This is a genomic window from Curtobacterium sp. PhB136, assembly GCF_004346855.1.
Classification (GTDB): Bacteria; Actinomycetota; Actinomycetes; order Actinomycetales; family Microbacteriaceae; genus Curtobacterium.
In genome coordinates, this window is sequence record NZ_SMGH01000008.1 from 186,958 (window position 1) to 211,184 (window position 24,227).

At 72.6% G+C, this 24,227-nt stretch carries 22 protein-coding genes; 10 read left to right on the top strand and 12 right to left on the bottom strand.

What is annotated here, in order from left to right; translation table 11 throughout:
- Nucleotides 1-13: 13 nt before the first annotated feature.
- Complete coding sequence (locus tag EDF27_RS14805; protein WP_165931513.1) at nt 14-892, top strand: aminoglycoside phosphotransferase family protein; 879 nt, start codon at nt 14-16, stop codon at nt 890-892.
- Here EDF27_RS14805 and EDF27_RS14810 read toward each other — a convergent pair.
- The 6 genes from EDF27_RS14810 to EDF27_RS14835 all read right to left on the bottom strand — a co-directional run bounded on the left by EDF27_RS14810 (nt 889) and on the right by EDF27_RS14835 (nt 7,924).
- Complete coding sequence (locus tag EDF27_RS14810; RefSeq protein ID WP_243698375.1) at nt 889-1,458, bottom strand: GrpB family protein; 570 nt, start codon at nt 1,456-1,458, stop codon at nt 889-891. The two genes, EDF27_RS14805 and EDF27_RS14810, sit on opposite strands and share 4 nt — an antisense overlap.
- Nucleotides 1,459-1,587: 129 nt before the next feature.
- Nucleotides 1,588-4,428, bottom strand: coding sequence for an ABC transporter permease (locus tag EDF27_RS14815; RefSeq protein WP_132049637.1), 2,841 nt, complete (start codon nt 4,426-4,428; stop codon nt 1,588-1,590).
- Nucleotides 4,425-5,171 carry an ABC transporter ATP-binding protein gene (locus tag EDF27_RS14820; protein ID WP_123653643.1) on the bottom strand — a complete coding sequence of 249 codons (747 nt, stop codon included), beginning with the start codon at nt 5,169-5,171 and terminating at the stop codon, nt 4,425-4,427. Before EDF27_RS14820 ends, EDF27_RS14815 begins: the two co-directional genes overlap by 4 nt.
- A complete protein-coding gene (locus EDF27_RS14825; protein WP_165931514.1) occupies nt 5,168-5,761 on the bottom strand; it encodes a PadR family transcriptional regulator in 594 nt (197 codons plus the stop codon). The genes EDF27_RS14820 and EDF27_RS14825 overlap by 4 nt, the downstream gene beginning before the upstream one ends.
- A gap of 466 nt (nt 5,762-6,227) precedes the next feature.
- Complete coding sequence (locus EDF27_RS14830; RefSeq protein ID WP_123653644.1) at nt 6,228-6,965, bottom strand: sulfite exporter TauE/SafE family protein; 738 nt, start codon at nt 6,963-6,965, stop codon at nt 6,228-6,230.
- On the bottom strand, nt 6,962-7,924 hold the full coding sequence (locus EDF27_RS14835; RefSeq protein ID WP_132049638.1) for an oxidoreductase: 963 nt from the start codon (nt 7,922-7,924) through the stop codon (nt 6,962-6,964). Before EDF27_RS14835 ends, EDF27_RS14830 begins: the two co-directional genes overlap by 4 nt.
- Before the next feature lie 51 nt (nt 7,925-7,975).
- On the opposite strand from EDF27_RS14835, the gene EDF27_RS14840 reads away from it, so the two are divergent.
- Nucleotides 7,976-9,619 carry an ABC-F family ATP-binding cassette domain-containing protein gene (locus EDF27_RS14840; RefSeq protein WP_132049640.1) on the top strand — a complete coding sequence of 548 codons (1,644 nt, stop codon included), beginning with the start codon at nt 7,976-7,978 and terminating at the stop codon, nt 9,617-9,619.
- Nucleotides 9,620-9,715: 96 nt separating this feature from the next.
- Here the strand turns inward: EDF27_RS14840 and EDF27_RS14845 are convergent, their stop codons facing one another.
- Nucleotides 9,716-10,420 carry an FCD domain-containing protein gene (locus tag EDF27_RS14845; protein WP_132049642.1) on the bottom strand — a complete coding sequence of 235 codons (705 nt, stop codon included), beginning with the start codon at nt 10,418-10,420 and terminating at the stop codon, nt 9,716-9,718.
- A gap of 202 nt (nt 10,421-10,622) precedes the next feature.
- On the opposite strand from EDF27_RS14845, the gene EDF27_RS14850 reads away from it, so the two are divergent.
- Together EDF27_RS14850 and EDF27_RS14855 are read left to right on the top strand one after the other, a co-directional pair.
- Nucleotides 10,623-12,179 carry an SLC13 family permease gene (locus tag EDF27_RS14850; RefSeq protein ID WP_132049644.1) on the top strand — a complete coding sequence of 519 codons (1,557 nt, stop codon included), beginning with the start codon at nt 10,623-10,625 and terminating at the stop codon, nt 12,177-12,179.
- Nucleotides 12,176-12,712: a gluconokinase gene (locus tag EDF27_RS14855; RefSeq protein ID WP_311316812.1), complete on the top strand. Its 537-nt coding sequence runs from the start codon at nt 12,176-12,178 to the stop codon at nt 12,710-12,712. The genes EDF27_RS14850 and EDF27_RS14855 overlap by 4 nt, the downstream gene beginning before the upstream one ends.
- A gap of 43 nt (nt 12,713-12,755) precedes the next feature.
- Here EDF27_RS14855 and EDF27_RS14860 read toward each other — a convergent pair whose 3' ends face one another.
- The 5 genes from EDF27_RS14860 to EDF27_RS14880 form a co-directional block, all read right to left on the bottom strand.
- A complete protein-coding gene (locus EDF27_RS14860) occupies nt 12,756-13,364 on the bottom strand; it encodes a GNAT family N-acetyltransferase (RefSeq protein ID WP_123653649.1) in 609 nt (202 codons plus the stop codon).
- Between the two features lie 81 nt (nt 13,365-13,445).
- Nucleotides 13,446-14,132, bottom strand: coding sequence for a uracil-DNA glycosylase (locus EDF27_RS14865; RefSeq protein WP_123704179.1), 687 nt, complete (start codon nt 14,130-14,132; stop codon nt 13,446-13,448).
- 18 nt (nt 14,133-14,150) lie between these two features.
- The gene (locus EDF27_RS14870; protein ID WP_132049646.1) at nt 14,151-14,870 is read right to left on the bottom strand and encodes a Type 1 glutamine amidotransferase-like domain-containing protein; all 720 of its coding nucleotides are present in this window, start codon (nt 14,868-14,870) and stop codon (nt 14,151-14,153) included.
- On the bottom strand, nt 14,867-15,397 hold the full coding sequence (locus EDF27_RS14875) for a phosphoribosyltransferase (RefSeq protein WP_185017108.1): 531 nt from the start codon (nt 15,395-15,397) through the stop codon (nt 14,867-14,869). The genes EDF27_RS14870 and EDF27_RS14875 overlap by 4 nt, the downstream gene beginning before the upstream one ends.
- Nucleotides 15,398-15,488: 91 nt before the next feature.
- Nucleotides 15,489-16,262 (bottom strand): SDR family oxidoreductase, encoded by a 774-nt coding sequence (locus EDF27_RS14880; protein ID WP_123653652.1) that lies wholly within the window; start codon nt 16,260-16,262, stop codon nt 15,489-15,491.
- 95 nt (nt 16,263-16,357) lie between these two features.
- Here EDF27_RS14880 and EDF27_RS14885 point away from each other — a divergent pair, with 95 nt between their 5' ends.
- The 6 genes from EDF27_RS14885 to EDF27_RS14910 all read left to right on the top strand — a co-directional run bounded on the left by EDF27_RS14885 (nt 16,358) and on the right by EDF27_RS14910 (nt 23,975).
- Nucleotides 16,358-17,440, top strand: a complete 1,083-nt coding sequence (locus EDF27_RS14885; protein WP_123704175.1) for an acyltransferase family protein — start codon at nt 16,358-16,360, stop codon at nt 17,438-17,440.
- Nucleotides 17,441-17,600: 160 nt separating this feature from the next.
- Nucleotides 17,601-18,932 carry a bifunctional o-acetylhomoserine/o-acetylserine sulfhydrylase gene (locus tag EDF27_RS14890; protein ID WP_123653654.1) on the top strand — a complete coding sequence of 444 codons (1,332 nt, stop codon included), beginning with the start codon at nt 17,601-17,603 and terminating at the stop codon, nt 18,930-18,932.
- A 334-nt stretch (nt 18,933-19,266) separates the two neighbouring features.
- The gene (locus EDF27_RS14895) at nt 19,267-20,466 is read left to right on the top strand and encodes a homoserine O-acetyltransferase (RefSeq protein WP_132049648.1); all 1,200 of its coding nucleotides are present in this window, start codon (nt 19,267-19,269) and stop codon (nt 20,464-20,466) included.
- Nucleotides 20,467-20,736: 270 nt separating this feature from the next.
- Nucleotides 20,737-21,894, top strand: coding sequence for an ATP-binding protein (locus tag EDF27_RS14900; protein ID WP_123653656.1), 1,158 nt, complete (start codon nt 20,737-20,739; stop codon nt 21,892-21,894).
- A complete protein-coding gene (locus EDF27_RS14905; protein WP_123653657.1) occupies nt 21,891-23,213 on the top strand; it encodes a hypothetical protein in 1,323 nt (440 codons plus the stop codon). The genes EDF27_RS14900 and EDF27_RS14905 overlap by 4 nt, the downstream gene beginning before the upstream one ends.
- A gap of 90 nt (nt 23,214-23,303) precedes the next feature.
- Nucleotides 23,304-23,975, top strand: coding sequence for a response regulator transcription factor (locus EDF27_RS14910; RefSeq protein WP_123653658.1), 672 nt, complete (start codon nt 23,304-23,306; stop codon nt 23,973-23,975).
- Nucleotides 23,976-24,227 lie beyond the last annotated feature (252 nt).

The following is a 24,227-nucleotide window of genomic DNA, read 5'->3' on the forward strand; positions in this document are numbered from 1 at the left end:
TAGCGTCGTGCCCGTGACCAGCGACCGCGCCGCCGCCGAGCAGGTGCTGCACGAGGTCCACGGCAGGGCACCGGGATGGAGGCTCGGCTCACCGTTCCGGGGCGGGCTGCAGTCCGGCGCGTGGTCGGTCCGGCACGACGACGGACGGACGGCGGTCCTCAAGCTGACGGCCGACGCCGGGTGGGCGCGTCAGGTGACGGCCGCCGCGGGTCCCGTCGCCGCGGTCCGGCGAGCGGGGTACCCGACCCCGGCGTGGTCGGAGGTCGGTACGACCACGACGGGCACCGCGTACGTCCTGCAGGAGTTCTGCCCAGGACGGACCATCGAGCTCGTCGACGAACGCACCGCCGCGGCGATCGTCGACGTCGTCGAGTCGCAGGCCGGCCTCGACCCGGACCCGGGCCGTTCCTGGACCGACTTCGCGCTCGAGCAACTCGGCGACGGCTGGGAGCGCCTCCGTTCCACCGCCCGGGAGCAGGGCGCCGACCGTCGCCTGCTCGAGGTGTGCGACCGGCTGGCCGACGGTGCTGGCAGTGTCGCGTGGCCGCGGACCGACATGGTGCACGGTGATCTCCGTCCGGCGAACCTCTTGTTCCAGGACGGCGTCGTCCGTGGCGTCGTCGACATCGAGGCGATCGGCAGCGGAACCCGCGTCTTCGACTTCGCGACGCTGCTCAGCCACGCGCGGATCACCCCGGCTGCAGTCGAACGCATCGTCACCGCGGGTGCGAGAGCCGCCGAACCCGTCGTGCTCCGCGCCTGTGTCGCGGTCGTTCTCCTCGACCTCGTGCGGTTCACGGGCGAGCGTCTCGGACCGACCCCTCGGGATCGAGGCTCGCAGATCCGGGCACTCACCGAGCGCGCGGAGACGATCGAGCGACTCACTCCCTAGCCGAGCGCGCCCCGCTCCGCGATCGCCCGGTTCGCCGCCGCGATCGCTGCCAGGTCCCCGTCGCTGAGCCCGGCCCTGCGCAGGATCCGCTCGAGGACCTCGCTCTTCGCCGCCAGGTACGCGTCGATGTCCGCAGCGGTATCGGCCGCGCGGAGCTTGACCGTGCCGTACTCGTCTCGGAGTGCGCGATCGGACCGCAGGACGTCGCGCACCGCGAGGTGGTTCCGGAGCGCCAGCGACCCCACCGTCACGACGTACGTGTTGCTGGGCCGGAAGCGCTCCGGCGTGAAGAAGGCGACCCGGCCTGGCACGCCGCCCGGGCCGGACGGCTCGAACCCGATCAGTCCGAGCGCTCGGACTGCGAGATCGACGTCCGGGGCGTCCACCACGACGTCGACGTCGATCACCGGTTTCGCCGCGAGCCCCGGCACGGCCGTGCTCCCGACGTGTTCGATCGCGATCGGCGTCAGTCCAGACGCGCCGAGCGCGGCCGCGTACGCATCCCGCAGCTCGCCGAACCGCCCGGCCCACGCCTCCCGGTACGCCACCACCCGCACGTTCGCCACGTCCGCGACGCTACCCGGCGCGAAGTGGTGCGCGAAAGCGACAGTGGTCGTGTGCGCGGCTCGCGACCACTGTCGCTTTCGGACACCATTTCGACGCAAGTCGGCGAGGCCGGCAGCTGGCGCGCCGGGTCAGGGCGCGCGACGCACCGTCGGGCGGCGCCGACGGCCGGACGTGAGCCAGGTGCCCAGCGTGACGACGACCGGCAGGCCGAGCGCGAGGAGCACGAGCATCGTCCAGTCGGGCGCGAAGGGGGTGTGCGTGACACCGACGGCCGAGTCCGTGAACCGGAGCGTGAGCGCCCGGATCGGGAGCAACCCGAGGGCCGTGCCGATCACCGCGCCGACCGCCGAGAGGATCGCCGCCTGCCAGGTGGAGATCCGCCGGCGCAGCCGCGGTGCCGCCCCCACGGCGTCGAGCACTTCGTCGTCGCGCCGGCCGTCTGCCCGCGCCAGGCCGACCGCGACACCGGTCGCGCCGATCGTCACGGCGGCAGCGAGCGCCAGGGCGACGGCCATCACCGGGGCCGAACCGTCGACCGGTCCGGCCTCGTAGCCGAAGGCCGGACCGCCCCACAGGTCGCGGTCCGCTCCCCCGCGGCCCTGCCACGCCGAGTTCAGGTCGTCCCACTGCGCCGTCGTGAGCTGCCCGGGCAGGCGGGTGACGAGCATGCCGTCAACCGTCGGCACGCCGTGCTGCCGAGCGGTCTCGGGGGTCATGAATACCCCGACCATGATCCGTGGGCTCTGCACGTCGAGCACCGCTGGGATGCTGACGCTCGCATCCGGTCGGGTGTCACCGGTCGGGAGTGGGTCGTCCCACTTCCGGTCCTCGAAGCTGTCGATGCGGACCATACCGTCGCGGACGTACTCCGGCCAGAGCGAGACCGCCTTGCCGGAGGCGAGCGCTTCCGAGACGGCAGCCGAGGTGCGGTGCCCGGTGAGCACCGCGAGGTCGTCCGCGGTGCCCGCCCAGATGTGCGGGGCGGTGCTGTCCGTGGACTGCAGGAACCGGGAGCACCCTGTCGTGTCGTTCGTCGGGCAGTCGCGCTGCTCCCAGACGTGCGGGAGCGTCTGTGTGCCGGGCTGCTCGGTCGTCTGCTCCTGCGCGACGCCGAGCACCCGGATGCGGTCGTGGTCGAGCACGTGGCCGAGGACCTCGGCCGCGTGCCGGGTCACCGCCGCGTCGTAGCCGCCGTTGGTCACGGAGACGTCGGCGGTGGCGACGCCGACGGCCGTGCGGTACTCGTAGTCGCGGACGAACGCGGCGTGCGACGACGCGGTCCAGGTCATCACGACGGACGCGACGAACACCACGCTCATGACGCTGGCGAGCACGGGGACGGTGCGGATCGGGTTGCGTCGGGCGTCCCGAGCCGCGAGTCGCGACGCCAAACCGAGTCGCTCCGTGGCGCGGGAGACGGCTCCGAGCACCTCGGGCGCGCACAGGACCACGCCGAGCTGGACGAGGCACGGACCGAGCGCGACCCCGGCGCCGACGATCCAGGCGAGGTCGTCGTGCTGCACCGGGCGGTCGTTGAGCATCAGCACGCCGACACCGCAGGCGAGGGTCATCACGCCCCCGACCACGACGAGCACGGGACCCCAGATCCGTCGCCGGACGCGGGTCTTCCGGCTGGGGGTGACCGGCCGTCGGGAACCGCGCAGGGCGCTGAGGACGTCGATGCGGGTCGCAGCGCGCGCGGCGACGAGCGACGAGACGAGTCCGGCGAGCACCCCGGCACCGGCGATCGCGAGCAGCAGGAGCGCGGGGACGTGGAAGCCCGGGTAGGACGTCACGTCGCCGTTGTCGAGCACGCCGAACGCGACCCGTCCGATGCCGACGCCGGCCGCGACGCCGAGGACGGCCGCCGTGACCCCGAGCACCAGGCCGGAGCCGGCGACGACGGTCCGGACGAACCGCCGGTCGCCGCCGACGCTCGCGAGGATCGCGTAGGAGCGGGAGTCCGCGCGGGTCCCGACGAGGAAGGCGGCACCGGCGAGGAGCGCGACCTCGAAGAGTGCGAACACGCCGATCAGCGTGAGGCCGGCGAGGTACCAGTTCATCCCGCTGCCCTGCCCACCGACGCGGTCGTCCGGCGGGTCGAGGACCACCGGGCGGGACTCGACGACGATGCCGTGCGCGTTGAGCGCGTGGATCTCCGACCACGTCGGGGCGTCGGTCGCGAGGTACACGGTGAGGTCGTACGGTTCCACAGCGGTGGCGTCCGCCGCGTTGCCGAGCGTCGTCCCCCATGGCAGGAACACGCCCTGGACGTCCGGGACGGACCCGAGGTCGCGCATGGTCCCGGTGATGGTGAACCGCTTCGTCATCGGGTCGGTGACGTCGACGGTGTCGCCGACGCGGGCGTCGAGCCGCTGGAGCGTCGCCGGCGTGACCATGAGCTCGGCGGGCGTCGTCGGCGCCCGGCCGCTCAGGACGCGCCAGTGCCCGTCGAGGGCGTCGTCCCACGTGCTGCCCTCGGTCCCCGGCAGCGCGACGGGCCCCTTCGGCCCGTCCACGACGACGTTCGTCGAGCCCACCGGGATCGAGACCGCGCCGGCCGGGACGTGGTCGAGTACCGACGCCCACGGCTGGTCGGCATCGGAGGAGCGGAACGCCGGGGAGTTCCGGCGCGTGTCGGTGACCTGCCAGTCGACCGGGTCCTGCCGCATGCCCGACAGGTCCGGCCCGACGACCCGCATCTGGGCGGCCGCGTGCCCGAGGGAGTAGTCCAGCCTCTCGGTCGTCGTCGCCTGGGTCGACTGCACCACGACCGCCGCCGCCGCGAAGCCCGCGGTCGGGACGCCGATGAGCGCGACGATCAGCGCCGCGCGTCCGAGCCTGGCGAAGGCGAGCCGTCGCCCGAGTCGGACCGCCGACCGGAGCGCGAGCGGCGTCCGGACCACGAGGTCCGGTCGCGCTGCTGCCGATCGACGGTGGCCCCGGGCGGAGTCCCGTCGGCCGCTCACGAGCCGGACCGTCCGTGCGCGAGGGTCAGCTCGACGCCGGAGTACGCCGTCTCGTCCACGATCCGTCCGTCGCGGAGGAAGACGATCCGGTCCGCCCACGCCGCGTGCCGCGCGTCGTGCGTGACGAGGAGTGCTCCGGCACCGGCGTCGACGTGCCGGCGGAGCATCCGCAGCACCACCTCCCCGGTCTGGGAGTCGAGCGCGCCGGTCGGTTCGTCGGCGAGCACGAGCCGACGGTCGCCGACGACGCCGCGGGCGATCGCCACGCGCTGCTGCTGCCCGCCGGAGAGGTCGTCCGGGTAGGCGTCCATGCGGTGCGCGAGTTCCACGTTGTCGAGCGCGAGTTCGGCGGCGCGCCGGGCGCGGCTCGGCTTCCACCCGTCGAGCTCCAGCGGGAGCGCGACGTTCTCGGCAGCCGTGAGCGACGGGATGAGGTTGAAGTCCTGGAAGACGAACCCGACGAGCCGTCGGCGCAGTGCCGCGAGGTCCCGTGCCGGACGGTCGGACAGCCAGTCGCCGTCGATGACGACCTCGCCGCTCGTCGGCGGGAGCAGGGTTCCGGCGCACGCCAGCAGCGTGGACTTCCCGGAGCCGGACGTGCCCATCACGGCGACCATCTCGCCCCGGGCCACCCGCAGGTCGATGCCGGCGAGCGCCGTGACGGCCTTGGCACCGGAGCCGTACTGCACGCTGACGGCGTCGAGCTCGAGGAGCGGCACGACCGTCGACCCCGTCGCGGTCACCGGGCACCTCCCGCGGAGCCCGCAGCCGCAGCAGACGCAGCAGACGCAGCAGACGACGAAGTCGTGGGCGCGGCCGACGGACGGTACCGCGCGACGGAGGACTCGACGTGGTCGAGCCACCGCACCTCGGACTCCGCCTGGAACACCATCGACTCCAGGACCAGTGACCATGCGAGGTCCGCCGCCGGGTCCGCCGAGCGCTTCAGCCGGGTCAGGTCCTGCAGGTTCCGCAGTGCCGCGGCACGCTGCACCTGCACGAGTCGAGCGACGTCGACGCCGGGCACGGTCACCGCGAGCGCGAACTTGATCGCGAGCTCGTCCCGGCCGCGCTTGGCCGGCACCGGCTCGCTGAACCAGCGGGCGACCTCCTCGTGGCCCGCGTCCGTCGCCGTGTAGACGACGTGTCCGTCGTCGTCGGCGTCGCCGCGGGCCACGAGGCCGTCCCGCTCGAGGCGGTCGAGCGTCGTGTAGACCTGGCCGATGTTCAGTGGCCAGGTCCCGCCGGTCCTGTGCTCGAACTCCCCCCGGAGTTGGTACCCGTACCCGGGTCCTCCCACCAGCAGCGCGAGTACACCCATCCTGACGCTCATGCGATCCCCCTCGCGGTCGTGTCCGTCGTGACGTCGTCCTCGTGGACGACAGCTCCGGACATACCGAGTATGCCCATACCCGGTATGCATGCGCAAGACCCCGCACCGAGGCCGACCAGATCGAGCACCCGGCACCCGGCACCCGTCGGGCGACGGTTGGACCGACCCCTCGGGATCGAGGCTCGCAGATGCGGGCACTCACCGAGCGCGCGGAGACGATCGAGCGACTCACTCCCGAGCCGAGCGCGGCGCGAGAGGCCGACCCGCCACAGTGCCCGGTGCGCGTTCCTTCCCATGGCATCCGCGCTGGAAGGTCGAATCGGGCTCGGGCAGTCGAAAGAACCGACCCCCTACGCGCGATTCAACTCACCACGCGCGAAGTGCCCCACCACACGCCCGCACGCGCCCGCCCGGCACTCGCCACGCGCCACCCGGCTCGCGCCCGGCACGCGCCACCGGGCACCCGTCACCCCGCGACGAGCAGGTACCCCGCCAGGACGAACCCGCACACCGCGATCGCGATCCGCAGCGGCGTCTGCGGCACCCGGCGGGCGACGGACGGCCCGATCAGACCACCGATCACGGCCCCCGCCCCGAGCGGCCACACCATCGCCCACACCACGGTCCCGGACACCGCGAACAGCACCGCGGGCACGATGTCGGCCGCGAGCAGCAGCACGTTCTTGAGCGCGTTCGCCCGGTGCAGCACGGGCTCGCCGTCGAGCAGCATCACCGCGATCATCAGCACGCCGGACCCCGCCCCGAAGTACCCGTTGTAGAGCGACACGGCTGAGACGCTCGCGGCGGCGGAGCCACGGCGCATCCGCGCGGCTCCCCGGCGGCGGTCGATCCAGGGCTGCGCCAGGAGCAGCACGGACCCTGCGGCGACGAGGAACGGCACGATCCGGTCGAACACGTGCGCCGGCGTCACGAGGAGGAGCACCGCGCCGACGGCGGACACGACGACCGTCACCGGGAGCCACCGCCGCAGCGTCGCGCCGTGCCCGTCGAGGTCGCCGCGGGCCCGGAGCGCTGAACTCGCACCACTGCCGAGCAACGCGACGGAGTTCGTCACGTTCGCGGCGAGTGCCGGCACCCCGACGGCGAGGAGCGCCGGGTACGCCACGAGCGACGTGATCCCACCGGCCGTGCCGATGACCCCGGCGACGACCCCGGCGGCGAGCAGGAACAGCGCGGTCGTCACCCTGGTCCGTCGCTCACGGCGGCGAGGAGGGGCACCACGACGTCGCTGATCGGGGTGGGGATGCCGTGGGCGCGTCCGAGCCGACGGACGACGCCGTTGCGGACGTCCCACTCGAGCGGGTGGCCGGCGTCGCGGTCAGCGAGGATCGAGGTGCCGGAGTCGGCGGGTGCGTCGACGAAGCCCGCGACGACGGCGGGCGCCACGTCGTCCCCGAGGTCCGCCCCGACGGCACGGCCGACCACGACGCACTCGCGCGCGTAGGCGAGGGCGAGCTCGGCGACGTCCGGCCGGCCGAACACCCCGGCACGGCGGCCCGTCAGCGCCATGAGTCCCGCCACGGCGTTCTGCACGAGCTTCCGCCAGGCGACGGACGTGAAGTCGGCCGCGAGCTCGACCGAGCAGCGCGACCCGTCCAGGACGTCGCGAACGACTGCTGCGGCCGGCGTGTCCGGCAGCGTCAGCCGAGCCGGCGCGAGCAACCGCACGGCGCCGTCCGGCTCGCCGACGGCGGGGAACCAGACCACGGCGGGGACGACCTGCGCGCTCCCGGCGTACGGCGTGACGGCCGCGACCTGTTCGACGCCGTTCTGCAGCACGCACACGACGGTGTCCGGCCCGCACAGCGCGTCGAGCCACCCGGCGGCCGCCGCCACCTGGGTCGCCTTCACCGCGAGGAACACCACGTCGACCGGCCGAGCAGGAACCGACACGGCCGGAGCAGCAACCGACACGGCCGGAGCGGGAACCGACACGGCCGGAACAGGAGCCGACACGGCCGGAGCAGGACCAACGCCGACGACCGGCCCCGGCACCACGATCCGGCGGTCGTCGACGACGAGCGTGACGTCGGCACGCGCTCGTCGCCCGTACAGCGCCGGCGTCCTGCCGACCTCGTGGAGCGCCGCCGCGACGGTCGTCCCGATCGCGCCGGGACCCACGACGGCGACGGAACGGTTCACACCCCCATGGCTACCGCAAAACGGGCCCGCGCGCCATGGGACGATGGCACCATGACCGCCACGCTCGTCGCCAAGGGCCTCGCCGGCGGCTACGCCGCACGCACGCTGTTCGACTCCCTCGACCTGACGGTCGCACCCGGTGACGTGATCGGGGTCGTCGGCGTGAACGGCGCCGGCAAGTCGACGCTGCTCCGGCTGCTGGCGGGCGTCGACGAACCCCTCGCCGGCACGGTGTCGCTCGCCCCGACCGACGCCTTCGTCGGCTGGCTCCCCCAGGAGCACGAGCGCGTCGCCGGCGAGACGGTCGCGGCGTACCTGGCCCGGCGAACGGGCTGCGCCGCGGCCACCGCCGAGATGGACACCGCTGCTGCGGCGCTCGGGGACCCGGACGCCGGGGCCGACGCCGCCGACCGCTACTCCACCGCGCTCGACCGATGGCTCGCCTCGGGAGCCGCGGACCTCGACGAACGCGTCCCGGTCGTCCTCGCGGACCTCGGGCTCACCGTCGACACGACGGCGCCGATGACCGCGCTCTCCGGCGGGCAGGCGGCACGGGTGGGCCTCGCGGCGCTCCTGCTCTCGCGGTTCGACATCGTGCTCCTCGACGAGCCGACGAACGACCTCGACCTCGACGGGCTCCGCCGCCTCGAGGACTTCGTGCACGGCCTCCGCGGCGGCGCCGTCCTGGTCAGCCACGACCGGGAGTTCCTCGCCCGCTCGGTCACCGCGGTCCTCGAGCTGGACCTGGCACAGTCCTCGAACCGGCTCTTCGGGGGTGGCTACGACGCGTACCTCGAAGAGCGCGAGATCGCCCGGCAGCACAAGCGCGACGCGTACGACGAGTTCGCCGCGACGAAGGCCGACCTGGTGTCCCGTGCCCGCACGCAGCGGGAGTGGTCGAGCCAGGGCGTCCGGAACGCGATGAAGAAGGCGCCGGACAACGACAAGATCCGCCGCAAGGCCGCTTCCGAGTCGAGCGAGAAGCAGGCGCAGAAGGTCCGGCAGATGGAGTCGCGCATCGCCCGCCTCGACGAGGTGGAGGAGCCCCGCAAGGAGTGGCAGCTCGAGTTCACGATCGGCCAGGCCCCGCGCAGCTCCGCCGTCGTCGCGACCCTGTCCGACGCCACGTTCACGCAGGGCGACTTCACGCTCGGCCCGGTGTCGCTGCAGGTCGACGGCGGCGACCGCATCGGCATCACCGGCCCGAACGGCGCCGGCAAGTCGACGCTCCTCCGCGCACTCCTCGGCAAGCAGGGACCGACGACGGGCACGGCGAGCACCGGGGCGAACGTCGCGATCGGCGAGATCGACCAGGCGCGCGGGCTCTTCACCGGCACCGAGCCGCTCGCCGTGCTCTTCGAGGACCTCGTCCCGGAGATGGCCACAGCCGAGGTCCGCACGCTCCTGGCGAAGTTCGGCCTCAAGGCGGACCACGTCGGCCGTGCCGCCGGAGAGCTCTCCCCCGGCGAACGCACCCGTGCCGGGCTGGCGCTGCTGCAGGCCCGCGGGGTGAACGTCCTCGTGCTCGACGAGCCGACGAACCACCTCGACCTCGCCGCGATCGAGCAGCTCGAGCAGGCGCTCGACTCCTACGACGGCACCCTCCTGCTCGTCACGCACGACCGCCGGATGCTCGAGACGGTCCGGCTGGACCGCCAGTGGCGTGTCGAGGCGGGTCACGTGACGGAACGCTGAGACCGCCGGACGGGAGGCCCGGTGCCGGCCCGCACCGAGCCTCCCGTCCGGTGGTGACGCGCGCTCACCGCCCGGGCCGGCCACCGCACGTCGGCGTCAGCGGCCGGGCGCCTCGGCGATGAACTCGTCGCGGGTGACGCCCACCAGGGCGGTCGTCGCCGTCGCGGCCGCCGCCGGGTCGCCCGCGGCCAGCGCCCGTCCGACGGCCTCGTGCCGGGCTGCGGCGGCGCCCGTCCACCGGGTGATGGTGTCGCGGGACTCGGAGGTGCGGGTGCGGAGCAGTGCCTCGACGGTGGTCGCGAAGTGCGCGAAGACGGTGTTCCCGGAGCCGGTGAGGAGCGCGCGGTGGAAGCGCACGTCGGCCTCGAGGTAGGCGGTCCCGTCCCCGGACCGTGCGGCGTCCACCATGTCGAGCGCGGCGGCGAGCACCGGGGCGGTGGCACCCGTGCCGCGGGTCGCCGCGAGGGAGGCGGCGACCGGTTCGATCCCGAGGCGGAGCTCGAGGAGCTCCCGCTGCTGCACGAAGTACCCGCTCGAGGCACCGCGCCACCGGATCACCTCCGGCGCGAGCAGCTCCCACGACGTCGGCGGCAGCACCTGGGTGCCGACGCGCTGCCGGGGCTCGACCAGGCCGAGGGACTGCAGGACGCGGAGCGCCTCGCGCACCACCGAGCGCGAGACGCCGAACTCCGCGGTGACGTCCTCGGGGCGGAGCACCGTGCCGGCGACGACCGCTCCGGAGACGATCCGCTGGCCCAGCGTCTCGAGCACCTGCGCGTGCAGGCCGCGTGGGGTCGTCATCGTTCCTCCGTGCAGTACGTCGTGCGCGTCGGTGTGACGCGATCTCCATCAGACCGGCAGACTGCGCGGACGGGAGTGTGCCGCGCGGCAGATCGCCATGTAGTCTGATTAATCAGATTATTGAGTGACGGCGTGACGCGCCAGCACCACCGAGAACCAAGGCGACGGAGCCACGCATCAGCGGCTCCAGGAAGGGGCACCGATGCCTCACCCCCTCACCGCGAGCGGACCGGTCACCAACACCGTGCTCGCCGCCGGGACCGAGACGGTCAAGGCCGCCGGCACCGTGCCGCAGCTCGTGATCGCAGCGCTGGCCGGCGTCGTCGTGATCATCGTCCTGATCACCTGGCTCAAGATCCACCCGTTCATCGCCCTGACGATCGGCGCGATCGGCGTCGGCATCGGTGCCGGCCTCGCCCCGGCGAAGGCGGTCGAGAGCTTCGGCACCGGATTCGGCGACACGATGACGAGCGTCGGCATCCTGGTCGGCCTCGGGTCGATGTTCGGCAAGATGCTCGTCGACTCGGGCGCCGCCGACCGGGTCGTGGACACGCTCGTCCGGAAGTCGTCGAAGGCGCTGCTGCCCTGGACGATGGCGCTCATCGGGGCACTGATCGGCCTGCCGATGTTCTTCGAGGTCGGCCTCGTGCTCCTCATCCCGATCATCGTCCTCGTCGCCAAGCGCAGCGAGGTCCCGGTCATGAAGATCGCGGTCCCGGCGCTCGTCGGCCTCTCCACGATGCACGCGTTCGTGCCGCCGCACCCCGGCCCGCTCGTCGCGATCTCGACCGTCGGGGCGAACCTCGGCACCACGCTGGCGTTCGGCATCGTGCTGGCGATCCCGGTGATCATCCTCTCCGGGCCGCTCTTCGCCACCTTCGCGGCCCGCTGGGTCCCGATCCCCGCGCCGGACCTGTTCGGGTCGCGCGGCGGCTCCGAGTCCGGTTCGGGCTCCGGCGGCGGCTCCGGTGCCGGCTCGGATCCCGCGCACGAAGGCCGTCAGGCCCGACGCGGACGGCCCTCGCAGGACACCGCGTCGCTCCCGAACGACAAGAGCGACTTCACGCGGACCATCACCGAACCGCGCAGCCCGTCCTTCACGGTCGCGCTCATCGGCATCCTGCTGCCCGTCGTGCTCATGCTCGCCGCGGCCATCCGTGAAGCAACGGTCCCCGACGCCTCCGGCACCTGGGTGGGCCTGCTCGACTTCCTCGGCACGCCGATGATCGCCATCGGCCTCGCCGCGCTCTACGCGATCGTCTTCTTCGCGATCGGCGGCGGCATGGACCGGTCCGCGGTGTCGAAGTCCCTCGAGAGCGCGCTGCCGCCCGTCGCCGGGGTGCTCCTCATCGTCGGTGCCGGTGGTGGGTTCAAGCAGGTGCTCATCGACACCGGGATCGGCGGGGTGATCGCCGACGCGGTGAAGGACTCCGGCGTCTCGGTGCTCCTCGTCGCGTGGGTCGTGTCCGCGCTCGTCCGTGTCGCGACCGGCTCCGCCACCGTCGCGACCGTCACCGCCGCGGGCATCATGGCCCCGATCGCGCAGGGGCTGTCCACGCCAGAGACCTCGTTGCTCGTCCTGGCGATCGGCGCCGGCTCGGTGTTCCTGTCGCACGTCAACGACGCCGGGTTCTGGCTGGTGAAGAGCTACTTCAACATGACCGTCGGGCAGACGTTCAAGACGTGGACGGTCCTGGAGTGCCTGATCTCCGTGTTCGGGTTGCTCGGGGTCCTGCTGGCCGGGGTGTTCATCTCGTGAGCGACTCGACCGATTCCGCTGCGCTCGATGCCCGCGTCCTCGTCGTGATGGGGGTCTCCGGCTCCGGCAAGTCCACCGTCGCCGCGATGGTCGCCGAACGACTCGGGTGGGACTTCGCCGAGGGCGACTCGATGCACCCGCCGGCGAACGTCGACAAGATGCACGCCGGCATCCCCCTCGACGACGAGGACCGGTGGCCCTGGCTCGACGTGGTCTCCGGCTGGATCGACGACCACCTGGCAGACGGCTCACACGGGGTCGTGACCTGCTCGGCGCTGAAGCGCTCGTACCGCGACGTCCTCCGGGCGCCGGGGGTCGTGTTCGTGCACGTCGCCGGGGACGGGGCGCTCATCGAGGAGCGGATGTCCGCACGCACGGGGCACTACATGCCGACGTCGTTGCTGGCGTCCCAGCTCGCGATCCTCGAGCTCCCGGGGTCGGACGAGGCGCACATCACGATCGCCGCCGACCGCACCCCGTCCGAGGAGGCCACCGAGGTCATCGCCCGCCTGGCGCTGGCTCCCGCGCGCTGACCCCCGCGCGCTGACGCCGTGGGCTGACCCGGCTCGGCGCCCGCTACCGGCGGGCGCCGCGCCGCGTCCGCGGCCCGCGGAGGCGCAGTCGCATCGTCACCGTGCCGAGCCACCGGTCGTACTTGTAGCCGACCTTGCCCATCCGCCCGATCTCCTCGAAGCCGAGCCGCTGGTGCAACCGGATCGAGGCGTCGGCGGACCGGTCGGCGATGACCGCCACGACCTCGCGCACGCCGGCGGCCCGGCACTCGTCGAGCAGCGCCTCCATCAGCGCGCGTCCGAGCCCCTTGCCGCCGGACGCCGGCCCCAGGTAGATCGAGTTCTCAACGACGTGGTTCGACCGGTCGCGCGGGTTCCACGGGTCGACGAGGGCGTACCCGAGGATCTGCCCGGACGGGTTCACCGCGACGAGGAAGGGCAGCTTCCGCCGCCGGATCTCGTCGTAGCGCTGCTTCCACGCCGCGAAGGACAGCACCGACCCGTCGAACGTCACCGACGAGTTCCGCACGTAGTGCGAATGGATGTCACGGATGTCCGGCAGGTCCGACGGCTCCGCAGCGCGGATCGACCAGACGAACGCGGTCTCCGACGGGGCCGGCGCACGCAGATGGCGCGGCAGCACCCGCCGCTGGCGGTATTCCTCCTCGAGCACGCTCCGAGCCTACGGGTCCCGCCCGACGCGCGGGGCAGGGTCGCGTCCGACGCGTGGTCACGGATCCGGCCTGGAGGCTCGTCACACCCGCGCGGGCAGCGTCCAGTCGACGGGGTCGGCACCCTGGGCGACGAGCAGCTCGTTCACCTGCGAGAAGGGACGGCTGCCGAAGAACCCGCGGGAGGCACTCAGCGGGCTCGGGTGCGCCGATGCGACGACCGGGGTGTCCCCGAGGAACGGCCGGACGGACCCGGCCTGGGCGCCCCAGAGCACCGCGACGAGCGGCTTCCCGCGGGCGACCAGGGCCCGGACGGCCTGCTCGGTGACCCGCTCCCAGCCCTTGTTCCGGTGGCTGCCGGCGTCCCCCGCTCCGACGGTGAGCACCCGGTTGAGCAGCATCACGCCGCGCGAGGACCACGGGCGGAGGTCGCCGTGCTCGGGAGGGGTCACCCCGAGGTCGTCGTGCAGCTCGCGGTAGATGTTCGCCAGGCTGCGCGGGACCGGGCGGACGCCGGGGTCGACCGCGAAGGACAGCCCGATCGGGTGCCCGGGCGTCGGGTACGGGTCCTGCCCGATGACGAGGACCTTCACGTCGTCGAACGGGTACTCGAAGGCGCGGAGCACCGACGCGCCCGCCGGCAGGTACGGACGACCGGCGGCGGTCTCCTCGCGGAGCCAGGCACCGATGCGGTGCACGTCGTCCTCCACCGGGGCGAGCGCGGTCGCCCAGCCGGGATCGACCAGGTCGGCGAGCGGGACGGGCTGCATCGGGGTGTCGGTGCGCTGCTACGCGCCCATGGTCCCGACGGAGACCGACTCGTCGCCGGCCACCACCCGCCACACGCTGCCGGAGCCGCGGACCTCGAGCGCGCCCTCGCCGACGACGAGTGCGGTGTCCTCGTCGATGGCGAGACCCGCCGTGACGAACTCGGCTTCCGCGCTGGCGATGAGCCGCGCGAGGGTGCCGGCCTGCACCGCGTGCACGTCGATGGTGAGGTCGACCAGGCCGAGGCCCTCGCGGAGCTCCACCTCGTCGAGACCTTCGGACGCGCCCTCCGGGCAGACCTCGACACCGCCGACGCGCCAGCCGCCGAGGAGCGCCCGGTCGGAGGCGATCATCGCGCCGGCCGAGTAGCCGAGGTAGGGCAGCCCGTCCGAGACGAGCAGCCGGATCTGGTCCACGAGCGGCGCGATGGCGTCGAGGTAGTCCGGGGTGCGGCCGCCGCCGACGACGAGCGCGTCGATGTCGCTGAGGACGGCGGTGCTGAACGGCTGGCCGGGCGCGACCTCGGTCACGAGGACCTCCGCGGCGCGCGCGCCGCCGAGCGTCTCCGCGATGTCCGCGGTGGACGAGGGGCTCGAGCCGTCCGGGCCGGCGACCGAGAGGAGCCCGATGCGCGGGACGGTGCGGCCGACCGCGGCGGACCGGGCGGTCGCCTCGGCGAGGAAGGGAGCAGCGGCGTCGGACGCGGCGAGGAGTCCGCCGCCGACGAGGTGGATGCTCACGACTCGGCCGTCACGGGTGCGAGGGCGCTCCAGGGGAACGTGATCCAGCCGTCGACGCGACGCCAGACGTGGTCGGGCTCGAGGACGGTGCCCGGCTTGGAGTAGAGGCACGCGCTGCGGACGTCGGCGCCGGCCTTCGCGATGATGTCCACGACGAGGGCGAGGGTGCGCCCGGAGTCGGAGACGTCGTCCACGACGAGGACGCGCTTGCCCGCGAGGCTCGGGGCGTCGAGGGCCGGTGCGAGCACGACGGGCTCTTCGAGGCGCTGCTCGACGTCGGTGTAGAACTCGACGTTGATCGAGCCGCACTCCTTGGTGCCGAGCGCGTAGGCGACGGCCCCGGCGATGATGAGTCCGCCGCGGGCGACGGCCACCACGACCTCGGGTTCGAACCCGGCGGAGAGGACGTCCTTCGCGAGGAGTCGTGCCGCGTCGCCGAACTCGAGCCAGCCCAGGACCTCTGGCCCGCTCGTCACGGTCACGACAGCGGGCGACGGGGACTCGGCGGGTTCGCTGCTGATCGGCATCCGACCACGGTACCGGCAGGGATGCCACTGCCGCGACCCGCAGTCGCCGCCCGGGCGCGTGCGGACGCGAGCCCGGGCGGTCCGGTGCCGCTCAGGACTTGGGCGACAGGTGTCCGCGCGCGAGCTTGTGCTGCGCCGACTGCGCGACCGGACGGATCGTGATGAGGTCGAGGTTCACGTGGGCGGGCAGCTCGACCGAGTGCACGATCGCCGCCGCGACGTCGTCAGCCGTCAGCGGGTCCTCGACGCCGTCGTACACCGCGGCGGCCTTGGCCTCGTCGCCGCCGAACCGGACGAGCGCGAACTCGTCGGTCTTCACCAGGCCCGGGGCGATCTCGACGACGCGGATCGGTTCGCCGTTCAGCTCGAGCCGCAGCGCGCCGACGAGCGCGTGCTCGGCGAACTTCGCCGCGTTGTACCCGCCGCCGTTCTCGTAGGCGGTGAAGCCCGCGGTGCTCGTCACGGTGACGATGTCGGCGCTCCCGGCATCGGCAGCGCGACGGCGCAGCTGCGGGAGCAGTGCCGCGATGACGCGCTTCGTGCCGATCACGTTGACCTCGAACATCGCGCGCCAGTCGTCGACGTCGGAGTCCTCGACGCTCGCGGACCCGAAGGCGCCGCCGGCGTTGTTGACGAGCACGTCGGCTCCCCCGAGCTCTGCGACGCGCGCAGCGAGCGCCGCCACGTCCTCGGCCACCGTGATGTCGGCCACGAGGGTGTCGGCGCCGGTCTCCTCGGCGAGCGCCGCGAGCCGTTCGGCGCGTCGGGCGACGGCCAGCACGTCCCATCCGTGCGCGGTGAACAGACGGACGGTGGCCGCCCCGATCCCCGAGCTCGCTCCCGTGACGACGACGCGACGTGCCATGTGCTTCCTCCAGCGCAGGTCAGATCCGACACCGATGCGATGTCCGGACAACCGTACCGAACCGCGCACATCACGATCCGGTAACGTGACCGCCGATGACGACGGACGCTGCGCCCCCGGCACCCTCGACCCCGGACACGAGGCTCGAACCCGGGAAGACCCCTCGCCGGATCCCGATGTGGGACACCGCGCGGTTCATCGCGGTGACGCTCGTGGTGATCGGCCACGCGATCCAGCGACAGACGACGGCGAGCGAGCACGCCCTCGCGCTGTACACGTTCATCTACGCGTTCCACATGCCGGCGTTCGGTGTGATCAGCGGGTACTTCTCGTCCGCGGACACCCCGACGGCGAAGCGGATGCGCCGGACGATCACCGACATCGTCGTGCCGTACATCATCATGCAGACGATCTGGACCGTGGTGCAGGCGCTGGTCGAGGGCGGGAAGAAGTTCAACCCGACCCAGCCGACGTGGACGCTCTGGTTCCTGCTCGCCCTCGGGATCTTCAAGCTGATCCTGCCGTACCTCGCGCAGCTGCGGTGGCCGCTGTTCTGGGCCGTCGTGTTCAGCATCGGCGTCGGGTACTTCGACAACGTCGACTCGACGCTCTCGCTGTCGCGGGCGATCAGCCTGCTGCCGTTCTTCCTGCTCGGGTGGCAGGTGAAGCAGTGGGGCGTGTTCGACCGCTGGTACGAGGCGTCCCGGCGCACCGTCGTCCGGGTCCGGGTCGCCGCCGGGATCGTGTTCCTGGCGTGGGCGGTGTCCTGCGCGCTGTGGATCCCGCAGTTCAAGGAGTTCGACCTGCACCACTGGTTCTTCTACGACGACTCCTACTCGGGGCTCGGCGAGGACGCGTGGTGGGCCGGTGCGGTGCGCTTCGGGCTGATGCTCCTCGCGACGCTGCTGACGGCGTCCTTCCTGGTGCTGGTCCCCCGGCGGAACGTCTGGATCACGCAGTTCGGCGCAGCGACCATGTACGTCTACCTGCTGCACACGTTCGTGCTCTACCCGATCCGTGAGTCCGGCGTCCTGGCCGGACCGCACTCCGCGTGGCCGTTCGTGCTCCTCATGGTCGTCATCGCCTGCGCAGTGAGCCTGTTCCTGGCGCAGCCGTTCGTCCGCCGCGGCATGCACTGGCTCCTCGAGCCGAACGTGCGCTGGTTGTTCCGGCAGTGACATCTCCGCGCAGGCGTCGACATGCGTTACGTCACGAGACGGGGGCGGTGGTGCCGGACCGGCCACGTCCGTAGCGTGTGCGACGACGTGAAGGCGCGCCGTTCCTCCCGACCGGCGCCCACGGCGACCCGACGACCAGCTGCACGGACAGGAGCACGAGATGACCGAGAACGACGCCGCGCAGTGGCGGTTCGAGACCACGCAGGTCCACGCCGGCGCACAGCCGGACCCGACCACGGGTGCCCGGGCCACGCCGATCTACAAGACGACCTCGTACGTCTTCGCGAACTCGGACGAGGCGCGTGACCTCTTCGCCCTCGCCAAGCCGGGCAACATCTACTCGCGCATCATGAACCCGACGAACGACGTCCTCGAACAGCGCATCGCGGCGCTCGAGGGTGGTTCCGGTGCGCTCCTCGTCGCCTCCGGCCAGGCCGCCGAGACGTACGCCGTGCTGAACATCGCGCAGGCCGGCGACCACATCGTGTCGTCGTCGTCGATCTACGGCGGCACCTACAACCTGTTCAAGTACACGCTGGCGCGCCTCGGCATCGAGACCACCTTCGTCGAGGACCAGGACGACCCCGAGGAGTGGCGCCGTGCGGTCCGCCCGAACACGAAGCTGTTCTTCGCGGAGACCATCGGCAACCCGAAGATCAACGTCCTCGACATCACCACCGTCGCGAACATCGCGCACGAGTCCGGCGTGCCGCTCATCGTCGACAACACGATCGCGACGCCGTACCTGATCCGTCCGTTCGAGCACGGGGCCGACATCGTGGTGCACTCCGCGACGAAGTTCCTCGGTGGACACGGCACCGTCATCGGCGGCGTCATCGTCGACGGCGGCACCTTCCCGTGGTCGCAGCACCCGGAGAAGTTCCCCGAGTTCAACACGCCGGACCCCTCCTACCACGGGGCCGTCTTCGCCGAGGCGGTCGGCAACTCGCTGGCCTACATCATCAAGGCGCGCGTGCAGCTGCTCCGCGACCTCGGTGCCTCGAGCTCCCCCGACACGGCGTTCGCGCTGCTGCAGGGCATCGAGACGCTCTCGCTCCGCATCGAACGCCACGTCGCGAACGCGCAGGAGATCGCGGAGTGGCTCGACCGCCACCCCGACGTCGCCACGGTCGCGTACGCCGGGCTGCCGACCTCGCCCTGGTACGGCGCCGCCACGCGGTACGCGCCGAAGGGCGTCGGCGCGGTGCTGTCGTTCGAGCTCAAGGGCGGTGTCGACGCGGGCCGGGCGCTCGTGGACAACCTGTCGCTGTTCTCGCACCTCGCGAACATCGGCGACGTGCGCTCGCTCGTCATCCACCCGGCGTCCACGACGCACTCGCAGCTCACGCCCGAGCAGCAGCTGACGACCGGTGTCACGCCGGGGCTCGTCCGCCTGTCGGTCGGCATCGAGAACGTCGAGGACCTCAAGGCGGACCTCGAGGCCGGGCTCGCCGCAGCCCGTGCCGTCGCGCAGGAGGGCCTCCGCGCGTAGCGCGGCCCGCGCTCCCGACCCGCGCTCCCAACGCGGACTCCCGACGCGCGCTCCCGACCCAGACTCCCGACGCGCGCTCCCGACCCAGAACGACGAGGTCGCTGTCGTACGACAGCGACCTCGTCGTTCCCTCGCGTGTGCAACTGTTGCACCCGCCGGACAGCGACGTCCCCGTCGTCGTACGACAGCGACGGTGTCGCCCCCCGCGGACGCGACGACCGCGGCGGAGCCGAGCCGAGCCTCCCGTCCGGTCCGACCACACCACCGCCGGACGCGACCGGGACGACGTAACACGGCGACCGGGCACGCCCCCGTCCGGGAGAATGGACGCACCATGGACTGGCAGACGACTCCCGAGGACTCCGTGCCGTCCACCCTGGTGCCCGGCACCGCACTCGGCACACTGGGGAAACCCCCGGTCACCGGTGCCTGGCGCCCTGGCGACCACCCCGGATCCCGGCACTTCACCGCAATCGGCGAGCAGTGGGTCCGCGGTGGCCGCCTGCCGAGCGTCCGGATCGCCTACGAGACCTGGGGCGAACTGAACGCGGCTCGGGACAACGCGATCGTGGTGTTCCACGCGCTCACCGGCGACTCCCACGTGGCGGGCGCAGCCGGCCCCGGGCACCGCACCGCCGGGTGGTGGGGCGACGTCGTCGGCCCGGGCCGCGCGATCGACACGGACCGGTGGTTCGTCGTCGCACCGAACATGCTCGGCGGGTGCCAGGGCTCGACGGGGCCGTCGTCGGTGTCCCCGGACGGCGTCGAGTGGGGCTCCCGGTTCCCGTTCGTCACCGTGCGGGACCAGATCGCCGCGCAGGCCCAGCTCGCCGACGCGCTCGGCATCGACACGTTCGCCGCGGTCGTCGGCGGCTCCATGGGCGGGATGCACGCGCTGGAGTTCGCCGCCTCGTACCCGTCGCGGGTGGCGCGGCTGGCCGTCCTGGCCAGCACGGCGCAGACCACCGCGGACCAGATCGCCGCGAACTCGCTGCAGCGCGCCGCGATCCAGATGGACCCCGGGTTCGCCGGCGGCGACTACTTCGAGGCCGACCCCGGCGACGGTCCCTCCCGTGGGCTGTCCCTCGCCCGGCGGATGGCGATGATGACGTACCGCGCGTCCGACGAGCTGAACGGGCGCTTCGACCGCTCCTGGCAGTCCGACGTGTCCCCGCTCGGCGACGACGGACGGTTCTCGGTGGAGAGCTACCTCGACTTCCACGGGAACAAGTTCACCCGGCGCTTCGACGCGTCCACCTACGTGACGCTGACGCACGCGATGGACTCGCACGACCTCGGCGCGGGGCGGGGCGGTGTCGCGGCGGCGCTCGGGCGGATCACGGCGCGGACCCTGGTCGTCGGGATCTCGAGCGACCGCCTGTTCCCGGTGGAGGACCAGCACCGCATCGCCGCGGGGATCCCGGACACGCTCGACGGTGACCGGGCCGCGGTGATCGAGAGCGAGTTCGGGCACGACGGGTTCCTCATCGAGCACGAGGCGGTCGGGGCGCACCTGCGGCGGCTGCTCGGCTGAGCCGCGCGGCGGCCGGCCGGCCGCCTGGACGATGTGCGCACCTGCTGGACGTGTTCCGTCCAGCTGATGCCGGTCCCCGGTTCTGATCGCAACTGCAATAACAACTTCGTTGCCAAACCCAACTAGCAGGCGTGCCGAACACCCCCCAATGGGTGTCGCTCGTGGAATGATGTCCGGACCAGCCGCGCCGACGCGCACAGCACAGCACCGCACCGCACCGCCGCCCGGCCGATCGCACCACCGACGAGCACAGAACCGATCAGGACCACGATGGAACCCCTCGCACAGGAACGTGACCGACTCCTCCGGTCGACGACCCGTGTGGTCGGGATCATCTGCACGCTCGTCAGCCTGGTCAGCATCCTGTGCTCCCTCGCCGTCCCCGCCGGACCGCTCGCCGCCGGCGTCGCCTGCATCGTCGTGATGGTCGCCGCCCTCGTCGTCTTCGGCTGGAACGGCGCCGTGTGGTGGACCGCGCTGACGCTCGTCTCCGGGCTCGGAGCGCTCTTCCTCCTGACCACCGGTGCCGACGCCGACGCCCGCCCGGTCGTGGCCAGCGCACTCGTCCCCCTCGCCGCCGGCGGCCTCTCCTCGCTGCTGATGGCGCAGCGCGGACACCTGGTCGGCCTCGGTCTGACGGTCCTCGGCGGTGTCGCGTCGCTCGCGATCATGGTCAACGCCACCGGCGGTGTCCTCACCTCCCCGGTCGGCGGCGCTGCCCTCGGCTGGGTGCTCACCGCGGTCGTCGCGTTCTGGATCTCCCGGAGCATCCCCCGGGTCGCCCGCCGCATCTACAGCATCGGCACGGCACACCGCGCGGAGCGGCAGGCCAGCGAGACCGAGGCGCAGCGCCGCCAGGGCGCGCGCCTCCTGCACGACACGGTCCTCGCCACGCTCACACTCCTCGCACACTCGGGCGTCGGCGTCTCCGAGCAGGCCATGCGCGAGCAGGCTGCGGAGGACGCCAGACTCCTCCGGCACCTCCGGCTCGGCGCGACGCCGCAGCCCCAGCAGTCCGGCGACTACTCCCTCACCCGCACCGAGGAGTCCCCGCTCGGGCAGACCCTCGAGTCGGTCAAGCAGCGCTTCGGCCGGATGGGGCTCGAGGTCAGCTGGCACGGCACCGGCCAGGTGCTCCTCCCCACGAACGTCCTCGACGCGTTCCTGCTCGCCCTCGCGGAGTGCCTGGAGAACGTCCGCCGGCACGCCGGCGTCGCCGAGGCGCACGTCACGATCGTGCACGACAACGACATGGTCCGCGCGATGGTCACCGACTCCGGCGTCGGCTTCGAGATCGGGGCGATCGACGAAGAACGGCTCGGGTTCAAGGAGAGCGTCGTGAACCGCCTCCGCGAAGTCGGCGGCGACGCCCGCCTCTTCTCCGCGCCGGGTTCCGGCACCACCGTCGTCCTGGAGGCGCCCCGATGAGCCGCATCCCCGAGGACACCATCGGTCGCGGTCTCCCCGGTGAGAGCGCGCAGCCCGCTCCGCGGACCCGACGGGAGGCCCGTGAGCGCTATCGGGGCACCGAACGTCGGCAGGCGCGCGGCCTCCCCTCCACCTCGACCGGGGCACGATCGCTGCGGCAGGCGGCGAAGCCAGGAGCCTCGCTCGGTGCGGGACACCTCGGTCTCGGCGCCGCGGTGCTCACCGCGGTCGAGGCCGTCGCCGGCATCGCGGTCTTCCTCGCCCACTGGAACGGCTACACCGATCCGTGGCTGCCGGCCGCCGCGTGGATGCTGTTCATCGTGGCCGCCGTCGGGGTCGGCCTCAGCGTCATGACCTACGGCGAACGCCTGACCGGACTGGCCTTCGCGCTGATCTGCGTGGTGCTCGGCTGCGTCGTCACCCTCGACTTCATCGGCGTCTGGCCGGAGCACGACCTCGCCCACACCGCGAGCGCCTCGGTGGCCGCCGGCTTCGCGCTCCTGCCCGTGGCGACGCTCCGCCCCGCGCGGGAGGTCGCTGCAGCCATCACCGTCCTCGGCCTGGCGTTCGTCGGGATGTCGATCGCGTCGACCCCGATCACCTCGGAGACGATCCCCGGGCTTCTGTCGATGCTCGCGCTCGTGATCGTCCCGCCCTCTGTGGCGATCTTCGTCACCCACCGCTTCCGGCAGCTCGTCCAGCGGGAGCTCGACCGGGTGCTCGTGCAGTCGAACGTCACAGCGCCGCAGTTCGCGGTCGGGATGCTCGCCTCGGACGAGCTCGCCCGACTCGACCTCGCCGCGGAGAAGCTCCTCGACGCGGTCGCCAACGGCACGGACCCGCTCCCCCTGTCCGACGCGTCGTCCTCGGTCGCCGCGTCGCTGGCCACGGAGCTCCGCCTGCACCTCATCGAGGGCCGCCGCGAGACCTGGCTCTACCACGCGATCACGGAGTCCGACCACCTCGGCCGTGCGGTCAGCGTCGCCGATCCGAGTTCCCTCGCCGGGCACCTCACGCCCGCGCAGCGCGACGGTCTGCTGCAGGCGCTCTGGCAGATGGTCGGCGACGGACGCGGCCTGCAGCCTGGTGTCCCGATGGTCTCCGTGACGCTCGGCCCCGTCGGCACCGCCGGACACCCGGTCTCCGACGACACGATGGACGTCCCGATCGTCATCGAGTCGCGCGGGGTCACCCGGCGCCGGCTCGGTCCGACGGCGTGGAGCGGCCTGGCGCGCATCGGCCCGTACACCGACACGATGCGGGACGGCGCGCTGCACATCGTCGCGCACTGCGTCGTCGACCGGCACCCCACGATGTGACGGGTTGCCGGACACCCTGACCAGCCTGTCCTCGCCGAGTGGGCCCACCACCTAGGCTCGGCCACGCAGACCACGAGAAAGGACGCCAGCATGGCGACTCCAGAGGAACCGATCCGACTCGCCCTCGTCGACGACCACAAGATGCTCCTCGGCGCGCTCACCGAGTGGATCCGCGGCGCCGCCGACGACATCACGCTCGTCGCCGCCGTGACGACCTGGCCGGAGCTCCTCACGAGCCCCGCGTTCCCGGTCGACGTGGTGCTCCTCGACCTCGACCTCAAGGACTCGATCCCGGTCTCGTTGAAGATCTCGACGCTCAAGACGGCCGGCGTGAAGACCGTCGTGATGAGCACCTACTCGGAGCCGAACGTCGTGCGCGAAGCCCTCGGCTCCGGCGCGCTCGGCTACCTCGTGAAGAGCGAGGACGCCGAGATGATCGTCGAGGCGATCCGCTCCGCACAGCGCGGCGAGCAGTACGTCTCCGCAGAACTCGACCTGGCGATCAACAGCGGCGACGTCGGCGGCGTGCCGAAGCTCAGCGCGCAGGAGCGGCGCGTGATGGCGCTCTACGGCGGTGGCGAGCCGGTGAAGAGCGTGGCGTACCAGCTCGGCATCTCCGAGGAGACCGCGAAGAGCTACCTCAAGCGCATCCGCGAGAAGTACCGCGTGGCCGGCTTCGACGTCGGCACGAAGGTGGCGCTCCGGAAGCGGGCGATCACCGACGGCATCATCGTGCAGGACGGCAGCCCGCACGGGCTGTAGTCGCGCGCTCGGTGCGGGGCGGGGCCCGGGCGCCGGGATGCCCGCGCTCCGGGCTTCGCCACGAAACGGACACAGCACCACGGGATCCCGTGGTGCTGTGTCCGTTTCCCGGTGCGGTGCGACGCTGGTGCGTGCCTGGCACTGCGGTGTGACCCCACCGGTCACGACACACCGCTCGCGTCTGCCGAGCACGGTGGGTCGTCACCGCCCGTCGAGCGAGCTGCGCCGACCGAGATCGAGCACGCTCACGGA

What these genes read in the sequence shown, in the direction of transcription:
- EDF27_RS14910 (WP_123653658.1), top strand. Translation starts at nt 23,304, where the DNA reads ATGGCGACTCCAGAGGAACCGATCCGACTCGCCCTCGTCGACGACCAC.
- EDF27_RS14850 (WP_132049644.1), top strand. Translation starts at nt 10,623, where the DNA reads ATGCCTCACCCCCTCACCGCGAGCGGACCGGTCACCAACACCGTGCTC.
- EDF27_RS14885 (WP_123704175.1), top strand. Translation starts at nt 16,358, where the DNA reads ATGACGACGGACGCTGCGCCCCCGGCACCCTCGACCCCGGACACGAGG.
- EDF27_RS14905 (WP_123653657.1), top strand. Translation starts at nt 21,891, where the DNA reads ATGAGCCGCATCCCCGAGGACACCATCGGTCGCGGTCTCCCCGGTGAG.
- EDF27_RS14875 (WP_185017108.1), bottom strand. Translation starts at nt 15,397, where the DNA reads ATGCCGATCAGCAGCGAACCCGCCGAGTCCCCGTCGCCCGCTGTCGTG.
- EDF27_RS14880 (WP_123653652.1), bottom strand. Translation starts at nt 16,262, where the DNA reads ATGGCACGTCGCGTCGTCGTCACGGGAGCGAGCTCGGGGATCGGGGCG.
- EDF27_RS14840 (WP_132049640.1), top strand. Translation starts at nt 7,976, where the DNA reads ATGACCGCCACGCTCGTCGCCAAGGGCCTCGCCGGCGGCTACGCCGCA.
- EDF27_RS14825 (WP_165931514.1), bottom strand. Translation starts at nt 5,761, where the DNA reads ATGAGCGTCAGGATGGGTGTACTCGCGCTGCTGGTGGGAGGACCCGGG.
- EDF27_RS14890 (WP_123653654.1), top strand. Translation starts at nt 17,601, where the DNA reads ATGACCGAGAACGACGCCGCGCAGTGGCGGTTCGAGACCACGCAGGTC.
- EDF27_RS14845 (WP_132049642.1), bottom strand. Translation starts at nt 10,420, where the DNA reads ATGACGACCCCACGCGGCCTGCACGCGCAGGTGCTCGAGACGCTGGGC.
- EDF27_RS14895 (WP_132049648.1), top strand. Translation starts at nt 19,267, where the DNA reads ATGGACTGGCAGACGACTCCCGAGGACTCCGTGCCGTCCACCCTGGTG.
- EDF27_RS14865 (WP_123704179.1), bottom strand. Translation starts at nt 14,132, where the DNA reads ATGCAGCCCGTCCCGCTCGCCGACCTGGTCGATCCCGGCTGGGCGACC.
- EDF27_RS14900 (WP_123653656.1), top strand. Translation starts at nt 20,737, where the DNA reads ATGGAACCCCTCGCACAGGAACGTGACCGACTCCTCCGGTCGACGACC.